Origin of the sequence: Blautia massiliensis (ex Liu et al. 2021), assembly GCF_052064225.1 — a bacterium.
Classification (GTDB): Bacteria; Bacillota; Clostridia; order Lachnospirales; family Lachnospiraceae; genus Blautia_A; species Blautia_A fusiformis.
In genome coordinates, this window is record NZ_JBQHWA010000025.1 from 11,275 (window position 1) to 28,015 (window position 16,741).

Here is a 16,741-nt window from a genome sequence, read left to right on the forward strand (position 1 = left end):
TGACGACAACGCAGCATATAAAAAATCAGACAAGTCTATATGACGGTTATTTAATATTCGCTGTACTCTGTTCCTGTGTAACAGAAATTCCAGAAAAAATAGCCCCACCGCATCATCCGGGTGAGACTATTTTTATCTTCCTTCTCAGATCCTGGCAGTCTTACGTCCGCAGCACTGTTTGTATTTCTTGCCGCTTCCGCATGGGCATGGATCATTCGGGTATACTTTATCTTCTTTTCGCTGAACCGGTTTCTTCGGACCTGCGCTGTCATCTTTGTTTGTGCCGGTTACCTCAGCAACCTGCTCACGCTCAATCTTCTGCTCCACATGAACATGATACAGCATACGTACAGTGTCTTCCTGAATGGAGCTGATCATGCTGTTAAACATCTCGAATGCGTTCATCTTGTACTCAACAACCGGATCTCTCTGGCCGTATGCCATCAGACCGATACCCTGACGGAGCATTTCCATATCATCGATGTGATCCATCCATTTGCTGTCGATGCATTTCAGAAGGACAACTCGCTCAAGCTCACGAAGCTGTTCCGGTTCCGGGAACTCAGCCTCTTTTGCTTCATAAAGCTTCACAGCCTCTTCCTTCACAATGTGCTTGATCTCATCTTTCTTATGGCCTTTTACCTTCTCTGCGGTCAGCGGGTGGATCGGGATGATCGGAGTGATCGCAGTGTTGAACTCATTAAGATCCCACTCGGAAGAATCCATGTCATCGGAAAAGCACATGTCTGTCATGCTGTCTACGATATCTGTGATCATCTTGTAGATGGCATCACGCATATTCTCACCGTCAAGTACCTGGCGGCGCTCCTCATAGATGATCTCTCTCTGCTCATTGTTAACCTGATCATAGTCGAGAAGATTTTTACGGATACCGAAGTTGTTGAACTCGATCTTCTCCTGGGCTTTCTCGATAGCATTGGAAAGCATCTTGTGCTCGATCTGCTCATTCTCCTCAACACCAAGGGATGTGAACACCTTCATCAGTCTCTCGGAACCGAACAGACGCATCAGGTCATCCTCAAGGGAAATGTAGAAACGGGATTCACCCGGATCTCCCTGTCGTCCGGAACGTCCACGGAGCTGGTTATCGATACGTCTTGACTCATGACGCTCGGTACCGATGATCTTCAGACCGCCGGCCTCTCTTGCCACATCGTCAAGCTTGATATCGGTACCACGGCCTGCCATGTTGGTCGCGATGGTAACGGCATCTGCCTGTCCTGCCTGAGCTACGATCTCAGCCTCAAGCTCATGGAACTTGGCATTCAATACATTGTGGGGGATTCCCTCTCTCTTCAGCATTCTGCTGAGAAGCTCGGAAGTCTCGATGGTGATCGTACCAACCAGTACCGGCTGATGTTTTGCGTGCGCTTCCTTAACTGCCTCTACAACGGCGTTGAATTTCTCTTTCTTTGTCATGTAAACAGCATCGTCAAGGTCTTTACGCTGTACTACACGGTTGGTCGGGATCTCTACAACGTCCATGCCGTAAATATCACGGAACTCTTTTTCTTCGGTGAGGGCTGTACCTGTCATACCACCTTTTTTGTCATATTTGTTGAAAAAGTTCTGGAAGGTAATGGTTGCGAGAGTCTTGCTCTCTCTCTTAACCTTCACATGCTCTTTCGCCTCGATCGCCTGATGAAGACCATCGGAGTAACGACGGCCCGGCATGATACGTCCGGTAAACTCATCAACGATCAGGATCTCGTCATCTTTTACAACATAATCCTGATCCTTGTGCATCAGATTATGTGCACGAAGTGCAAGGATGATGTTGTGCTGGATCTCCAGGTTTTCCGGATCTGCCAGGTTCTCGATATTAAAGAATTTCTCAACCTTCTTGATACCCTGCTCGGTAAGGTTGACGATCTTATCTTTCTCATTTACAACGAAGTCACCGGTCTCGATAACCTCCTCACCCATGATGGCTGCCATCTTGGTCATCTCATGGCTGGCCTCACCACGCTCCAGCTGCTGTGCAAGGATATCGCACACCTCATAAAGCTTGGTGGACTTGCCGCTCTGTCCGGAAATGATCAGAGGTGTACGTGCCTCATCGATCAGGACAGAGTCGATCTCATCGATGATACAGTAGTGAAGATCTCTCTGAACAAGCTGTTCTTTATAGATGACCATGTTGTCACGAAGATAATCAAATCCAAGTTCGTTGTTTGTTACGTATGTGATGTCACATCCGTATGCCGCACGACGCTCTTCCGGCTTCATGTCGTTAAGTACCACGCCTACAGTCAGGCCAAGGAACTCGTGAACCTTACCCATCCACTCAGCATCTCGTTTTGCCAGGTAGTCGTTGACGGTTACGATGTGGACACCTTTACCCTCAAGGGCATTCAGATATGCAGGAAGTGTGGAAACAAGAGTTTTACCTTCACCTGTTTTCATCTCGGCGATACGGCCCTGGTGAAGGATGATACCACCGATGATCTGTACACGGTAATGCTCCATTCCAAGTACACGCTTGGCTGCCTCACGTACGGTGGCAAATGCCTCCGGAAGAAGATCATCCAGTGTTGCACCTTCTGCAAGACGTTTCTTATATTCTCTTGTCTTGTCTCGTAACTGCTCATCCGTAAGCTGCTGCATCTGAGACTGATAGCTTTCGGTTTTTTCAACCAGCGGCATGATACGTTTTACCTCACGCTGGCTGCGGGTTCCAAATACTTTTGAAAAAACATTCATGTTTCTGCTCCAATCATTTTATTCGAATAAGACTGCTGTCTCTGATCTGTCCAATTTTGGATCATTCCAGTTCTCTGTTGATATCCGTTATACTGGATCACATATGGTATATATTCTACCACTTTCCTGTTATAAAAACAATGAACAATTATTTAACAAATCATGTCAGGAACAACAGAAAATATCCCGCATAGGATCCTGTTTTCAAGGATCCCGCGGGATATTACAGATCTTATTTCCTTACTTTTGCATTTTTCACACTGCTCCAGGTACTGTAATATGTCTTTCCGCTCACTTTTTTGTATGCACGGATACGAACATAATAAGTGCTTCCCTTTTTCAAACCGGAAAGTGTTCGGGTCAGTGCACTGGCGGACACTGTCCTGGCTCCTCTCATGGACCTTGAGGCCGCATACTGGATCTGATAGCCGGAAGCACCAGCTGCTTTTTTCCAGCGGACAGTCAGCTTCCCGGAAGCCTTGCTGGACGGTTTGTACTGCACCGGAGCTGTCAGACGGACGATCCGGCTGCCGTTTTTGTTATAAGCACTTAAAGCAGAGCCCTTGTATGCGCGGACTGTATAAGTATACATGGTTCCTGATTTTACTGATCCGTCTGTATAGACCAGCGTATTGCTTCCGCTTACGGTAGCGATATTGCCCCACTTGCTGCTGTTTCCGGTCCTTCGATAAATCTTATAGCCGGAAGCATTTGCAGCTTTTTTCCATTTGAAGACGATGCCGGCAGGGCTGTTGGAAGTGCCGGATAACCCGGGAGTGGTGAGCTTTACAGTTGTTAAGGGCCGCGGACCGGAACTGGTATACGGCTGACTGTACTTCATCAGTCTTTTTCCATTCAGATTTCTGATAAACATACTTCTGGAAAAAGATATACATGTTATAAGTTGCGGCTTTATTTATTCCTTTGGCAGATCCGATCCGCCATGTAGTATTCTTCCTGTTATCGGTTGGATTTGGTGAAGTACTCCAGTAAACCGGCACCCACTTCACATCTCCGGGCCCGGGATTTAAATTTGTAGTTCCCGCACCGGTCACGGTAAAATTATAATATTTATTCGGAGTAAATTTCAGCGGAGAATCCAGCCCTCTTACAAAACTATCTTTGACATCTGGTATAGAAGGTGTATAGGTCGGTGTCGGCGTCACATCATATTTCGGGCGGGTTCCCCTGTAATTCAACTTTAATTTTTTCAGGTTGCTGGTTCTTCCGTCTGAACCCAATACCTTAAGATACAGATCAAATTCTTTCTCTGTATCCAGATTCTTAAGATATATCACAAAGCTTCTGTTTGCAGTAACCGCCACACGAGAGTTTCCCGTATCGACCCTCGGAACATCAGATGTTCCGTCCTTTTTTCTCGCTACAGCTTTGTAGTAGCAGGCTCCGTTTGCATCAACTTTAAGTGTCACATTTACAGAACTGCGGCTTACCCATTTTTCTCCGGTCCATTTTACGTTTATTTTTGGCACCGGTGTTGGTGTCACTGTCAGTTCAGGATCCGCTGTCGGTGTCACTGTCGGTTCTGGATCCGTTATCGGTGTCACTGTCGGTTCCGGACCCGCTGTCGGTGTCACTGTCAGCTCCGGAGCTGACGCTGACATAGCTTCTGCGTTTTCTTCTTCCATACCGTCTCCTGCTTCTTCAGGTATCAGTTCTGTCAATAATACTTCCGGATCATCCTCACTGGAGATCTCTTCTGAAACTCCTTCCTCAGCTCCGCCGAAAGCATCCTCGCTGTTCTCCGCATTTTCCGCGTTTTCCACATCTTCCATGGTTGCATCGGAAGAGTTATCCACCATTTCCTCAGAAATATCCTCACTTTCTTCTGCAGGCTGCTCAGTCTCTCCCACAGGTTCTGTAGTTTCCTCTGCGGAAAACAGCTCCTGGCTGTCCCCAGCATTTTCTGTGATTTCTGCATCACCGCTGCCAAACTCTGCAGCCATACCGGTTGCCGGAAGCACCGTCACACAAAGTGCAACACTAAAAAAAGTGCCAGAACTTTTTTCTTCATTTACCTTCCTCCTTTTCTCCGTGAGTTACATATTTGTTATGTCAAGGAGATATTCGCACTCCACACAGTATTATTTTTCAGAAAGTGGGGCTGACTGAAACTTGTACTGTACAGACTGTATCTTATCCGTAGACTGCCATTTGGAATCCTTGCAGGTATATTTGCGGAAGAAAACATACAGATTAAAAGTTCCCTCCTGGTCGATTCCTTCCTTGGAACCGATCTTCCAGGTGCTTCGGATCCGGTTGGAATTCGGATTCGCAGATGTGCTCCAGTAAACAGGCACCCACTTAATGTCTCCGTTTTCCGGATCCTCATTATCGGTACCTGCACCGATAACCTTAAAATCATAAAATGTATCCGGGTAGAATTCCAGAGGAGAATCCAGCCCCTCTACCGTACTGTCCTCTGCCTTTGGTTTGGATGCTTTATGTTTTTTCTCAGAATCTGTTTTTTTCGCCGGGCGGCTGTCCTGATCCAGCTCCATCCGCTTCAGATCACTTAATTTCCCATTCTCATCCTCAATCTGGATATACAGATCAACTGCCTGGTCTGTATCCAGGTCTGCAAGTGTGATCCCGAACTCTTCATCCTCACTGATCAAAACCTCATCATTCACGGTATTTCCGGTCTCGATCTGAGGCACCTGGGGATTTCCGTCTTCCCCCCGCTCTGCCCATTTATAATAGCAGACGCCGTTAACGGCTGACGTAAGCGTTATCTCTGCCTGGGAATAGCTGTCCCATTTAAATCCTGTCCATTGTATTTCTGACTTTTGGGAATCCTTTGTATTGTTTTCTCCGGAACTCAGTTCCAGGTCCTCCACAGTCTGTTCTTTTATGGTGTCACCACTGTTAAATTCCGCTGCCATACAGGTAGCCGGTATCATGGTCATACCAAGAGCTGCACTTAAGATCACCACAGGAAGCTTCTTTTTTCTTTTTCATTTTTCCTTCCTCCTTTCGCATATGTCTTCATTATATAATTCTCCCCTATTGCTTGCAACAGAAAAGAAGCCTGATTTTGCTGTGACATAAAAGGCTCCGGAAACCTGCCGATTTCTCACACAGATTCCCGGAGCCTTCCATTCAATATTCAGTTGTGATAATAAAATCCCCTATCAGAACTCTGGTTCGATCAGTCCGTAAGTATTTCCTTTACGTTTATAAACTACGTTAACCTGCTCTGTCTCAGCATTAAAGAATACAAAGAAATTATGTCCGAGAAGCTCCATCTGTACGCATGCATCTTCCGGATACATTGGTTTGATCCCGAATTTCTTGGTACGGATGATCTTAACTTCCTCATCCTCTTCATAATCCTTATCAAGGTATGCCTTCTGGAAGTTTGTGGATTCCTGCTGCTTGTCAACGATCTTGTTCTTGTATTTACGAAGCTGACGCTCAATTACCTCTTCAACCAGATCGATGGATACATACATATCATTGCTTACCTGCTCGGAACGGATAATGTTACCTTTCACAGGGATCGTTACCTCGATCTTCTGGCGATCCTTCTCAACGCTTAAGGTTACTGAAATCTCAGTTTCAGGAGTGAAATACCTTTCAAGTTTACCAAGCTTGTCCTCAACAGCTGTTTTAAGTCCTTCGGTTACTGCTATATTCTTTCCACTAATAATAAATTTCATGACTTCCATCCCCTTTGCTGTTTTATGTTGCTATTATAACATATTAAATTGAATTTTAACATCACTTTTCAAAAATTTCATAAATTTTTTCCAAATTTATTCGATATATTCCTTCAAAATGTTTTTTTTGTCGTGAATGCGCAACTATTAGAGTATTTCATCTAATTAATTCATTACAAATGTATATCTGCACACCAGTGCCAGAAGATTGATGGGACAAAAGCATCTGCTTCACTATTTGTATATACTATTTCATTTTAGCCAGAGCTTCAAAGGGTATACTTCCGCCAAAAATATCCAAAGCACTGCCAACAGTCACATCCAGTCTGCCCTGACCTGCTTTTCGAAGCTCTTCAATATCTGCCATAGAACCCACACCGCCTGCATAGGTCACCGGATGGGCTGTATACTGTCCCAGAAGCTTTGCAAGCTCTGTTTCCACACCTCGGGCCTTTCCTTCCACATCCACTGCATGGACCAGAAATTCGTCGCAGAAGCTTCCAAGCCTTTCCATCAGCTCCGGTGTCACGATCTCTTCTGTAAATTTCTGCCATCGGTCTGTGACAATATAATATTTGCCATCTTTTTTGCGGCAGCTCAGGTCAAGTACAAGATGTTCTTTTCCCGCTGCATCACGGATCTTCTCCAGATTTTCCCAGGAGATCACTCCGTTTTTAAACACATAGGAGGTTACGATCACGTGGCTGGCGCCAGCCTCCAGATATTCTGCCGCATTCTCCGGGCAGATGCCGCCTCCGATCTGAAGCCCTCCGGGATATTTTCCCAGAGCCTGAAGTGCCTGGGCTTTCGTCGCTTCATAGTTCGGGGAATCCTTTCCGTTCAGAAGGATCACATGACCGCCCTTTAATCCTGCCTTCTTATAAAGCTCTGCATAGAATGCCGCATCCTGCTCTGACACAAAATTTTCTGCCGCCTGATCCCCCTGATCCTTCAGGCTTCCTCCTACGATCTGTTTTACTTTTCCGTTATGTATATCAATGCATGGTCTGAATTTCATAATCCTGTCCTCCATTTTCTTTCCATGCACTGATAATAGCATCTGAAACAGTTTTATGCAATGCTGTGGTAAAATATCTGTTATCTTCCTTCTACCGCATTTCCCACTGCGTTTCCGATATCATCCACTGCATTACCTACGCCGTCGCCAAGGTCCTTTACACTGTCACCCAGCTCACCGGATACAGTTCCGTCATTTTCGTTTCTGTCAGCATCCGCAGCTCCGGGTGCTGCTGTCCCGTTATTTCCATTTCCTGCAGGCGTCACGGTAATATTTCCATCGGACATCTCATTGTTATCCATGCCGGAATCCTTAATGCTCTCTCCATTGTCCTTCACACCGTCATTGTCTGCTTTTTCTTCCATAGTTTCATCTTCTGCGGCAGTATTTTCGTTTGTATCTTTTTCCTTATCCTTCGTGTTTTTATCTTTTTCATCCACTGTTTCATCCGCATTGTTTACCTCTGTGCCGCAGGCTGTAAATGTACACAGAGACAGGGTAAGCAAAGTACCAAAAAGAATCGCCTTCCATTTTTTCATATGATCTTCTCCTTTTTCTAAAAAATTCTGTATTCCTAATATGGCACTTTTTCCGCTATCCTATTCTGGGAAAAATTTCAAAAACCGCAATTTCATCCAAAAAAGACGGGGTCCGATCTTACACGAACTCCGTCTGTATTACCTGTATTTTATTCTGTTGCGGCTCAATCTGTCAGAATCAGCCGATCACGTCACTCATATCATAACGTCCTGCCGGTTTGCCTGCAAGGAATTTGGCTGCTTCTACAGCACCTTTTCCAAAAATAGCCTTGGAATATGCAGTATGCTTGAACTCGATCACTTCGTCCTGACCTGCAAAAATTATCTCATGCTCACCTACGATAGTTCCGCCGCGAACTGCGGAGATACCGATCTCCTTATCATCGCGTTTTTCACGTTTCTGGCTGCGGTCATATACATAATGATACTGGTTATCCATAGCTTCATTAATGCTGTCTGCCAGCGCAAGTGCAGTACCACTTGGTGCGTCTAATTTCAGGCGGTGATGCTTCTCTACGATCTCCATATCAAAGCCTGCAGCTGCAAGAACCTTAGCTGCGTCCTGAACCAGCTTCAGAAGTGTGTTGATACCAAGAGACATGTTTGCGGATTTCAGCACTGCTACCTTTCGGGATGTTTCTTCCACTTTTGCAAGCTGCTCCTGGCTTAAACCGGTACTGCACAGAACAACCGGGATCTGGCGTGCCGCGCTGTACTCAAGAAGCTTGTCTGTTGCCTTTGCGGAAGAAAAATCAATGATCGCATCTGCCTCTACCTGACATGCGTCAATATCGGTAAATACCGGATAGCTGTTTTTTCCCTGATCTGCAATATCAATACCTGCTACGATCTCAGCATCCGGATCTTTCTCCACAATGCCGCTGATGACCTGGCCCATATGTCCGTTGCAGCCGTGCATGATGATTTTTACCATAGTATATTCTCCTTTACCTTTCGCTTACAGTCAGATCATTTAGCAAGCTTAAGGCCGAATTTCTCGATCTCTTTTGCAAGAGCGGCCTTTGTGCCCTCTTCCATCTCGCAGAGCGGCATACGAAGCGGCCCTACGTTCATTCCCATAAGGTTCATAGCTGTCTTAACAGGAATCGGATTTACTTCGCTGAACAGCGCATTGATCAGCGGAAGAGCTTTCAGCTGATCCTCTGTTGCTCCCTTGGTGTCGCCGTCGAAATATTTCATGACCATGTCATGTGTAAACTTCGGTGCAACGTTGGAAAGTACGGAGATAACTCCAAGTCCGCCAAGAGAAAGAATCGGAAGTACCTGATCATCATTTCCGGAGTAAAGCTCAAGCTGTCCGTCTGCCAGAGACATCATCTTGGCGATCTGGGAAAGATCTCCCGTTGCTTCCTTGATTCCGACAATGTTCTTTACATTCTTTGCAAGGTAAGCTGCTGTAGCCGGCTGGATGTTGCAGCCTGTACGACTCGGTACGTTGTACATGATGAGCGGAGTTTCCGGAACTGCATTGGCAATTGCTGTGTAATGAGCGATAAGACCCTTCTGTGTAGCCTTGTTATAGTAAGGTGTTACAATAAGAAGAGCGTCTGCGCCATAGGAAGCTGCTTCCTTGGACATCATAATCGCTGTCTCTGTACAATTGGAACCTGTTCCTGCGATAACAGGCACACGTTTGTTAACTTTGTCAATTGTGAACTTAATTGTCTGAAGATGCTCTCCGTGTGTCAGAGTAGAAGATTCTCCTGTTGTTCCACAGATAACGATGGCGTCTGTACTGTTCGCGATCTGATCCTCAAGGATCTCCTCAAGTTTCTCAAAATTCACCTTACCGTCTTCATGCATAGGTGTTACGATTGCAACGCCTGTTCCTTTAAAAATTGCCATTTGTCTTCCTCCTTCTTTCTTCTGTGAAATATTGCTTATTCCCGTTCCTGGTCAGTCAGCTCTGTTGTTATCGTGGTAATACTATCCACATAGGGCTTCAAAGCATCCGGAAGCCAGCGTCCGGTCATAATTATATGCATACTTTCATCCTTCTGCTTAAGCATATCGATGATCGTCTCAACTGGAGCGATTCCTTTATCCATAAGCCCGAGGATCTCATCCAGCAGCAGAAAATCACACTCTCTGGTAGCAATTACCTTCCGTGCGAAATTAAGGCCATTGAGAATATTGGTTCTCTCTTCTGCCTTTTCCTGCTCACTCAGGTCATTATAGCAGGTGTCCATTTTTTCGAAACGGAAAATCTTGAAATCAAAATTATCCAGTTCCTCAAGGAAATCCAGTTCTCTGCGTTCCCTGCCCTTGAGGAACTGTATGATGATCACACTTTTTCCCTGTGTAGCAAAGCGCAGCCCCCGGCCTACAGCCAGAGTTGTCTTTCCTTTCCCGTTCCCGCAATAAACCTCTGTTATTTCTCTTTCCATGATTTTTCCTCTTACTGTTAGTAAAACCGGTAATTCCCCATTTTTCTGATTTTTTTAATATTACCGCAGATTGGCTGGAAATGCAAGTGTTACCTTAATGTTCTCACCACTATTCCAAAATATATCCAATGTTACTCAACATATTCCAATTTACTCACCGAAACTTCATAGGCAATCCTTTTTTCTGTTTCGTTTTCACTAATCCGTTTCATGTACTCCCTGCTCTGGATCCTGCCCCAGATCAGTACATGCCCGCCTACTTCAAAAGCAGAAGCATATCTGGCATTTCTTCCCCAGCATATACATGGTATGTAATCGGATTTTCCGTAAGGTCGATTAACTGCCATCAGAAGATCTGCGATCTCTCTTCCCAACGGTGTTTTTCTGTATACAGGCGGTTTACAGATATATCCGTCCAAAAAAATCTGATTGACCGGCACAGTTTCTTCTTCCTCCCCCACAAACTTCACTTCCCGGGCAAAGACTGAAAGCACAAGCCGGTTTCTCTTTTCTTCATGACGGTTATAGGATCGGAACTGTCCGTGGATCTCGATATATTTTCCCACATAATCCTGTGTGATATCGATCAGTCGCTCAGACACCATCACCGGGATCCTGTCCTCCGAATCGCTGAGACGTTTTACCAGGATATCCATCATGTAAAATCCTTCTCCAAAGACCTGATGGCTGAAAGTAAACCCCGTAGCGATCCGTCCCATAACGGATACCTGATTGTTTTCAATAATTTTATCTGCCATAATAAGTAGCTCTCCTTCCTCTTCGTGTATTTCGTCTATATCAATCTATGTGTATTTGCGGTATAATATGCCTGAAAAATGAAAAACCAAAAATATTTTTTTATGTCTTGTAATCTCACAAAAATGTGATAGACTATAAATTTGGACATCATTTTTAACAAAAAAGATTACTTATATATGGAAAGAAAGGATTTGGATTATATGAAGACCAAGCGTGAAGATGTTCGTAACGTGGCCATTATCGCCCATGTCGATCACGGTAAAACAACACTTGTTGACGAGCTTTTGAAACAGAGCGGTGTTTTCCGTGAGAACCAGGAAGTCCAGGAACGTGTCATGGATTCCAACGATATTGAGCGTGAGCGCGGCATTACGATTCTCTCCAAAAACACCGCAGTTCATTATAAGGATGTAAAAATCAATATCATCGATACTCCAGGTCATGCGGACTTCGGCGGCGAGGTAGAGCGTGTGCTGAAGATGGTAGACGGCGTTATTCTTCTTGTGGACGCCTTCGAGGGTGCCATGCCTCAGACTAAATTTGTACTTCGTAAAGCTCTCGAACTGAACCTGCATGTTATTGTCTGCATCAATAAGATCGACCGTCCGGAAGCACGTCCGGAGGAGGTTGTCGACGAGGTTCTGGAGCTTCTCATGGATCTGGACGCATCTGACGAACAGCTGGACTGCCCGTTCCTGTATGCCTCCGCAAAGGCCGGCTACGCAGTTCGTAACCTCGATGATAAGCCTGAGAATATGGCTCCTCTTTTTGAGACTATCCTTGATGCGATCCCTGCTCCGGAGGGAGATCCGGACGGAGATACACAGGTTCTTATCAGCACCATTGACTACAACGAATACGTGGGACGTATCGGTATTGGTAAGGTTGAACGCGGAACTATTTCCGTAAACCAGGATCTGATGCTTCTGAACCATCATGACCCTGACAAACGTGAACGTGTGAAGATCAGCAAGCTGTATGAGTTTGATGGTCTGAACAAGGTTGAGGTTAAAAGTGCTACCATCGGTGCTATCGTTGCGATCTCAGGTATTGCGGATATCCACATCGGTGATACTCTCTGCGCAGGAGACAATCCGGAAGCAATCCCGTTCCAGAAGATCTCCGAGCCGACACTCTCCATGAACTTCCTCGTAAATGACAGCCCTCTTGCAGGACAGGAAGGTAAATACATTACTTCCCGTCACCTTCGTGACCGTCTCTACCGTGAGCTGAACACCGATGTCAGCCTTCGTGTGGAAGACACAGACACAACCGAGTGCTTCAAGGTTTCCGGACGTGGTGAGCTTCATCTCTCCGTTCTTATCGAAAATATGCGCCGTGAAGGCTATGAGTTTGCAGTCAGCAAACCGGAGGTACTTTATCACACAGATGATCGCGGACGTAAGCTTGAGCCGATCGAGATCGCATACGTTGACGTTCCGGAGGAATTTTCCGGTACTATCATTCAGAAGCTCAGCGAGCGTAAGGGAGAACTTCAGGGTATGAGCACAGCAAGCGACGGAAGTGTACGTCTCGAATTCTCCATCCCTTCCCGTGGATTGATCGGATTCCGTAATGAATTCCTTACCTCCACCAAGGGTACCGGTATCCTGAATACCATGTTTGACGGATATGCACCATACAAGGGAGACTTCCCGTACCGTAAACAGGGTTCCCTCATCGCATTCGAGGCAGGCGAAACTGTTACCTACGGTCTTTTCTCTGCTCAGGAGCGTGGTACTCTCTTTGTCGGACCTGGCGAGAAGGTTTACAGCGGTATGGTCATCGGACAGAACGGAAAGGCCGAGGATATCGAACTGAATGTCTGCAAGACCAAGCACCTTACCAATACTCGTTCCTCTTCCGCTGACGATGCACTGAAGCTTGTTCCGCCAAAGATCTTAAGTCTTGAGCAGGCCATTGAGTTCATCGACCAGGATGAGCTTCTTGAGGTAACACCGACAAGCCTTCGTATCCGTAAACGTATTCTGGACTCCAGAGACAGAAAACGTGCCGCATTCCGCAAGAGCTGATCGAACCTGGCTATCATTTACTGTTGAGCAGAAACCTTTTACAGTAATTCGGCGCAAAGCCGCATAGTGAATGCGGATGCTTTTATCCGCCTGACCTATATTTATATAAACTGCCATATGGGAAGCATTTCCTGTATGGCAGTTTTTTTCTGCATTTCTGAAAAAAATCACGATAATTTCCGCCTAATTATTCTGAAAATTTAAATAATTTCAAGTTTTTTGATTTCTTATGTTATCACGCTTTACTTTGCCACAATATTTTTGTGATTTTTTTATCAAAATTGCTCCGTATTTTTGTGAATTATTTATCGAATTCTCTATTGACGTCTGAAATCAGTTAAATTATAATGTGTACATGATCGTTTGACAAAAGTTTAACGTTAATGTTTTAACCACATGTTGCGTTTTATCTTTTGCCCACCCTTCATATGTGTGCATGTTTTTTGTCAGTGCTGACAATTTTTTAACATGTTTTTTGTGCACAGTGCTGAATTTCAAAAATTTTTTTTAAGATTTTTCCAATAATTCAGCGTTCTGCAAAGTAAAATTTACAGTATTTTCCCCGAATTTTCTATTCGTCATTTTGCACATAGTGGCAAAATTCAGAATTTGCGTTTTTTTCAGAATTTTGATACCATATCAGTATCGAAACTGAAAATTCAATCAGATTGAATCAACAACGAAACGCAGCGCGGGGACTTACAAAAACTCTGCAGCATCTGCCGGCGAAAAAAGGATAAGCCCGCAGGACCACAGACCATTATCATATGAAAACAGGAGGATTCCACATGGCAAAGAAAGAAACTATCCCTACCATCATCGACACTCCAGAAGCCCTGACCGCGAAAATGGCTGCAATGAAAGAGGCACAGAAGATCTTTGCTACCTACACACAGGAGCAGGTCGACAAGATCTTTAAGGCAGCTGCTACTGCTGCTGACAAGATGCGTATCCCACTTGCCAAAATGGCTGTTGAGGAAACAGGCATGGGTATCATGGAAGACAAGGTTATCAAGAACCATTACGCAGCAGAGTATGTTTACAATGCATATAAGAACACTCAGACATGTGGTGTTGTAGAAGAAGACAAGGCATACGGACTCAAGAAGATCCTGGAACCTGTAGGACTGATCGCTGCAGTTATCCCTACAACCAACCCGACCTCCACAGCAATCTATAAATCTCTTATTTCCCTGAAAACCCGTAATGCGATCATCATCAGCCCGCATCCGCGTGCTAAGAAATCCACTATTGAAGCTGCAAAAGTTGTTCTGGAAGCAGCTGTTGCCGCAGGTGCGCCGGAAGGAATCATCGGATGGATCGATATCCCAAGCCTTGACCTTACCAACATGGTAATGCAGAATGCAGATATCATCCTTGCCACCGGTGGTCCCGGAATGGTCAAAGCAGCTTACTCCTCCGGTAAACCGGCTGTTGGTGTAGGACCCGGAAATACACCTGCCATTATTGATGACAGCGCAGATATCCGTCTTGCAGTTAACTCCATCATCCACTCCAAGACCTTTGACAATGGTATGATCTGTGCTTCCGAGCAGTCCGTAACTGTTCTGGAGAGCATTTATAAAGAAGTGAAGGAAGAGTTCCTTTACAGAGGATGCTACTTCCTTAAAAAAGACGAGATCGAGAAAGTCAGAAAGACCATCCTTATCAACGGCGCACTGAATGCCAAGATCGTAGGACAGAAGGCTGCTACTATCGCTGAAATGGCAGGCGTTACTGTACCGGCTGAGACCAAGATCCTGATCGGTGAGGTTGAGTCCGTTGATATCAGCGAAGAATTCGCACACGAGAAGCTTTCCCCTGTACTTGCCATGTACAAGGCCAAGAATTTTGACGATGCTGTTGCAAAGGCTGCGCAGCTCGTTGCAGACGGCGGCTATGGTCATACCTCTTCCCTCTACATCAACGTAAATGAAACAGAGAAGATGGATAAATTCGAAGCAGCTATGAAAACCTGCCGTATCCTTATCAATACCCCTTCTTCCCAGGGTGGTATCGGTGACCTTTACAACTTCAAGCTTGCTCCATCCCTTACTCTTGGCTGCGGTTCCTGGGGCGGTAACTCCGTATCCGAGAACGTTGGTGTCAAACACCTTCTCAATACCAAGACTGTTGCTGAAAGGAGAGAGAATATGCTCTGGATGAGAACACCGGAAAAGGTTTACTTTAAGAAGGGCTGTATGCCGGTTGCTCTTGATGAGCTCGGTACTGTTATGGGCAAGAAACGCTGCTTCATCGTAACAGACTCCTTCCTCTACAAGAATGGCTACACCAAACCGATCGAAGATAAACTGGATCAGATGGGCATCGTTCATACATGCTTCTCTGATGTAGCTCCTGACCCGTCTCTCGCTTCCGCCAAAGCCGGTGCCAAGGCTATGACAGCCTTTGAGCCAGACTGCATCATCGCTCTTGGCGGCGGTTCCGCAATGGATGCCGGCAAGGTTATGTGGATGCTTTATGAGAATCCGGACGCTGACTTTTCCGATATGTCCATGGACTTCATGGATATCCGTAAGAGAGTTTATACATTCCCGAAGATGGGTAAAAAAGCTTACTTCGTAGCGATCCCGACCTCTTCCGGTACAGGCTCCGAGGTTACTCCTTTCGCCATCATCACAGATCAGGATACCGGCGTTAAATGGCCGCTGGCTGATTACGAGCTTCTCCCGGATATGGCGATCGTAGATACCAATAACATGATGAGCGCACCGAAGGGACTTACCCGTGCTTCCGGTATCGATGTTATGACACATGCCATTGAGGCTTATGTTTCCATGATGGCTTCCGATTACACCGATGGTCTTGCACTGAAAGCGATCAAGCTTGTATTTGAGTATCTGCCGCGTGCATATAAAGATGGCAATGACGTAGAGGCCAGAGATCATATGGCTAACGCTTCCTGCATGGCAGGTCTTGCATTCGCCAATGCATTCCTCGGCGTTAACCACTCTCTCGCTCACAAGCTCGGTGCTTTCCACCACCTGCCACACGGTATCGCAAATGCAGTTGTTCTTCTGGATGTTATGCGTTACAACAGTGCTGAGGTTCCGACTAAGATGGGTACTTTCCCACAGTATCAGTATCCGAAGACACTTGCACGCTACGCTGAGATTGGACGTTCTGTAGGTCTTACAGGCAAGAACGATGCAGAAGTATTCGAAAAACTTCTTACTAAACTGGATGAGCTTATGAGAACTATCGAGATCCTGCCGACGATTCGTGATTACGGCGTAGATGAGAAGCATTTCCTGGAAACTCTGGATGAGATGTCCGAGCAGGCCTTCAATGACCAGTGTACCGGTGCCAACCCGAGATATCCGCTTGTATCCGAGCTGAAAGATATCTATCTGAAAGCTTATTACGGAGAAATGCCAAATAAAGAAAAGAAAAAAGCCAAATAAATGTGGAACATCCTTTTAATGAAACACAGTCGGGAGTCTATTCACTCCCGGCTACGTTTCATTTGCTTATTCCCTCTTGCAAAAGATCCCCGATACAGGGCTGCATGAACAGACTGTACCGGGGATCCTTTATTCAACTGCTTTGTAATGATCGT

General features: G+C 45.6%; 13 protein-coding genes. 2 read left to right on the top strand and 11 right to left on the bottom strand.

What is annotated here, in order from left to right:
• Nucleotides 1–144: 144 nt before the first annotated feature.
• The 11 genes from secA to ACTNDQ_RS11000 form a co-directional block, all read right to left on the bottom strand.
• Entirely contained in the window at nucleotides 145–2,724 is a 2,580-nt protein-coding gene (gene secA / locus ACTNDQ_RS10950) for a preprotein translocase subunit SecA (RefSeq protein ID WP_278794948.1), read from the bottom strand.
• 232 nt (nucleotides 2,725–2,956) lie between these two features.
• On the bottom strand, nucleotides 2,957–3,316 hold the full coding sequence (locus tag ACTNDQ_RS10955) for a fibronectin type III domain-containing protein (protein WP_441064617.1): 360 nt from the start codon (nucleotides 3,314–3,316) through the stop codon (nucleotides 2,957–2,959).
• Nucleotides 3,317–3,419: 103 nt separating this feature from the next.
• Complete coding sequence (locus ACTNDQ_RS10960) at nucleotides 3,420–4,688, bottom strand: hypothetical protein (RefSeq protein WP_441064611.1); 1,269 nt, start codon at nucleotides 4,686–4,688, stop codon at nucleotides 3,420–3,422.
• 138 nt (nucleotides 4,689–4,826) lie between these two features.
• Nucleotides 4,827–5,675, bottom strand: a complete 849-nt coding sequence (locus ACTNDQ_RS10965; protein WP_441064612.1) for a hypothetical protein — start codon at nucleotides 5,673–5,675, stop codon at nucleotides 4,827–4,829.
• A 201-nt stretch (nucleotides 5,676–5,876) separates the two neighbouring features.
• Nucleotides 5,877–6,404, bottom strand: coding sequence for a ribosome hibernation-promoting factor, HPF/YfiA family (gene hpf / locus ACTNDQ_RS10970; protein WP_015526242.1), 528 nt, complete (start codon nucleotides 6,402–6,404; stop codon nucleotides 5,877–5,879).
• 247 nt (nucleotides 6,405–6,651) lie between these two features.
• Entirely contained in the window at nucleotides 6,652–7,422 is a 771-nt protein-coding gene (hisA, locus tag ACTNDQ_RS10975) for a phosphoribosylformimino-5-aminoimidazole carboxamide ribotide isomerase (protein WP_015526243.1), read from the bottom strand.
• Between the two features lie 80 nt (nucleotides 7,423–7,502).
• Nucleotides 7,503–7,961, bottom strand: a complete 459-nt coding sequence (locus ACTNDQ_RS10980) for a hypothetical protein (RefSeq protein WP_278794939.1) — start codon at nucleotides 7,959–7,961, stop codon at nucleotides 7,503–7,505.
• Nucleotides 7,962–8,139: 178 nt separating this feature from the next.
• Nucleotides 8,140–8,895, bottom strand: coding sequence for a 4-hydroxy-tetrahydrodipicolinate reductase (dapB, locus tag ACTNDQ_RS10985; RefSeq protein WP_015526245.1), 756 nt, complete (start codon nucleotides 8,893–8,895; stop codon nucleotides 8,140–8,142).
• A gap of 35 nt (nucleotides 8,896–8,930) precedes the next feature.
• On the bottom strand, nucleotides 8,931–9,827 hold the full coding sequence (gene dapA / locus ACTNDQ_RS10990) for a 4-hydroxy-tetrahydrodipicolinate synthase (RefSeq protein WP_227588624.1): 897 nt from the start codon (nucleotides 9,825–9,827) through the stop codon (nucleotides 8,931–8,933).
• A gap of 35 nt (nucleotides 9,828–9,862) precedes the next feature.
• Nucleotides 9,863–10,369 carry a cob(I)yrinic acid a,c-diamide adenosyltransferase gene (locus tag ACTNDQ_RS10995; protein WP_015526247.1) on the bottom strand — a complete coding sequence of 169 codons (507 nt, stop codon included), beginning with the start codon at nucleotides 10,367–10,369 and terminating at the stop codon, nucleotides 9,863–9,865.
• Nucleotides 10,370–10,500: 131 nt separating this feature from the next.
• On the bottom strand, nucleotides 10,501–11,127 hold the full coding sequence (locus ACTNDQ_RS11000) for a single-stranded DNA-binding protein (RefSeq protein ID WP_278794936.1): 627 nt from the start codon (nucleotides 11,125–11,127) through the stop codon (nucleotides 10,501–10,503).
• Nucleotides 11,128–11,328: 201 nt separating this feature from the next.
• Here ACTNDQ_RS11000 and typA point away from each other — a divergent pair, with 201 nt between their 5' ends.
• Both typA and adhE read left to right on the top strand, forming a co-directional pair.
• Nucleotides 11,329–13,161, top strand: a complete 1,833-nt coding sequence (typA, locus tag ACTNDQ_RS11005; RefSeq protein ID WP_278794972.1) for a translational GTPase TypA — start codon at nucleotides 11,329–11,331, stop codon at nucleotides 13,159–13,161.
• Nucleotides 13,162–13,949: 788 nt separating this feature from the next.
• Nucleotides 13,950–16,586, top strand: coding sequence for a bifunctional acetaldehyde-CoA/alcohol dehydrogenase (gene adhE / locus ACTNDQ_RS11010; RefSeq protein WP_288788217.1), 2,637 nt, complete (start codon nucleotides 13,950–13,952; stop codon nucleotides 16,584–16,586).
• The last annotated feature ends 155 nt before the right edge of the window (nucleotides 16,587–16,741 follow it).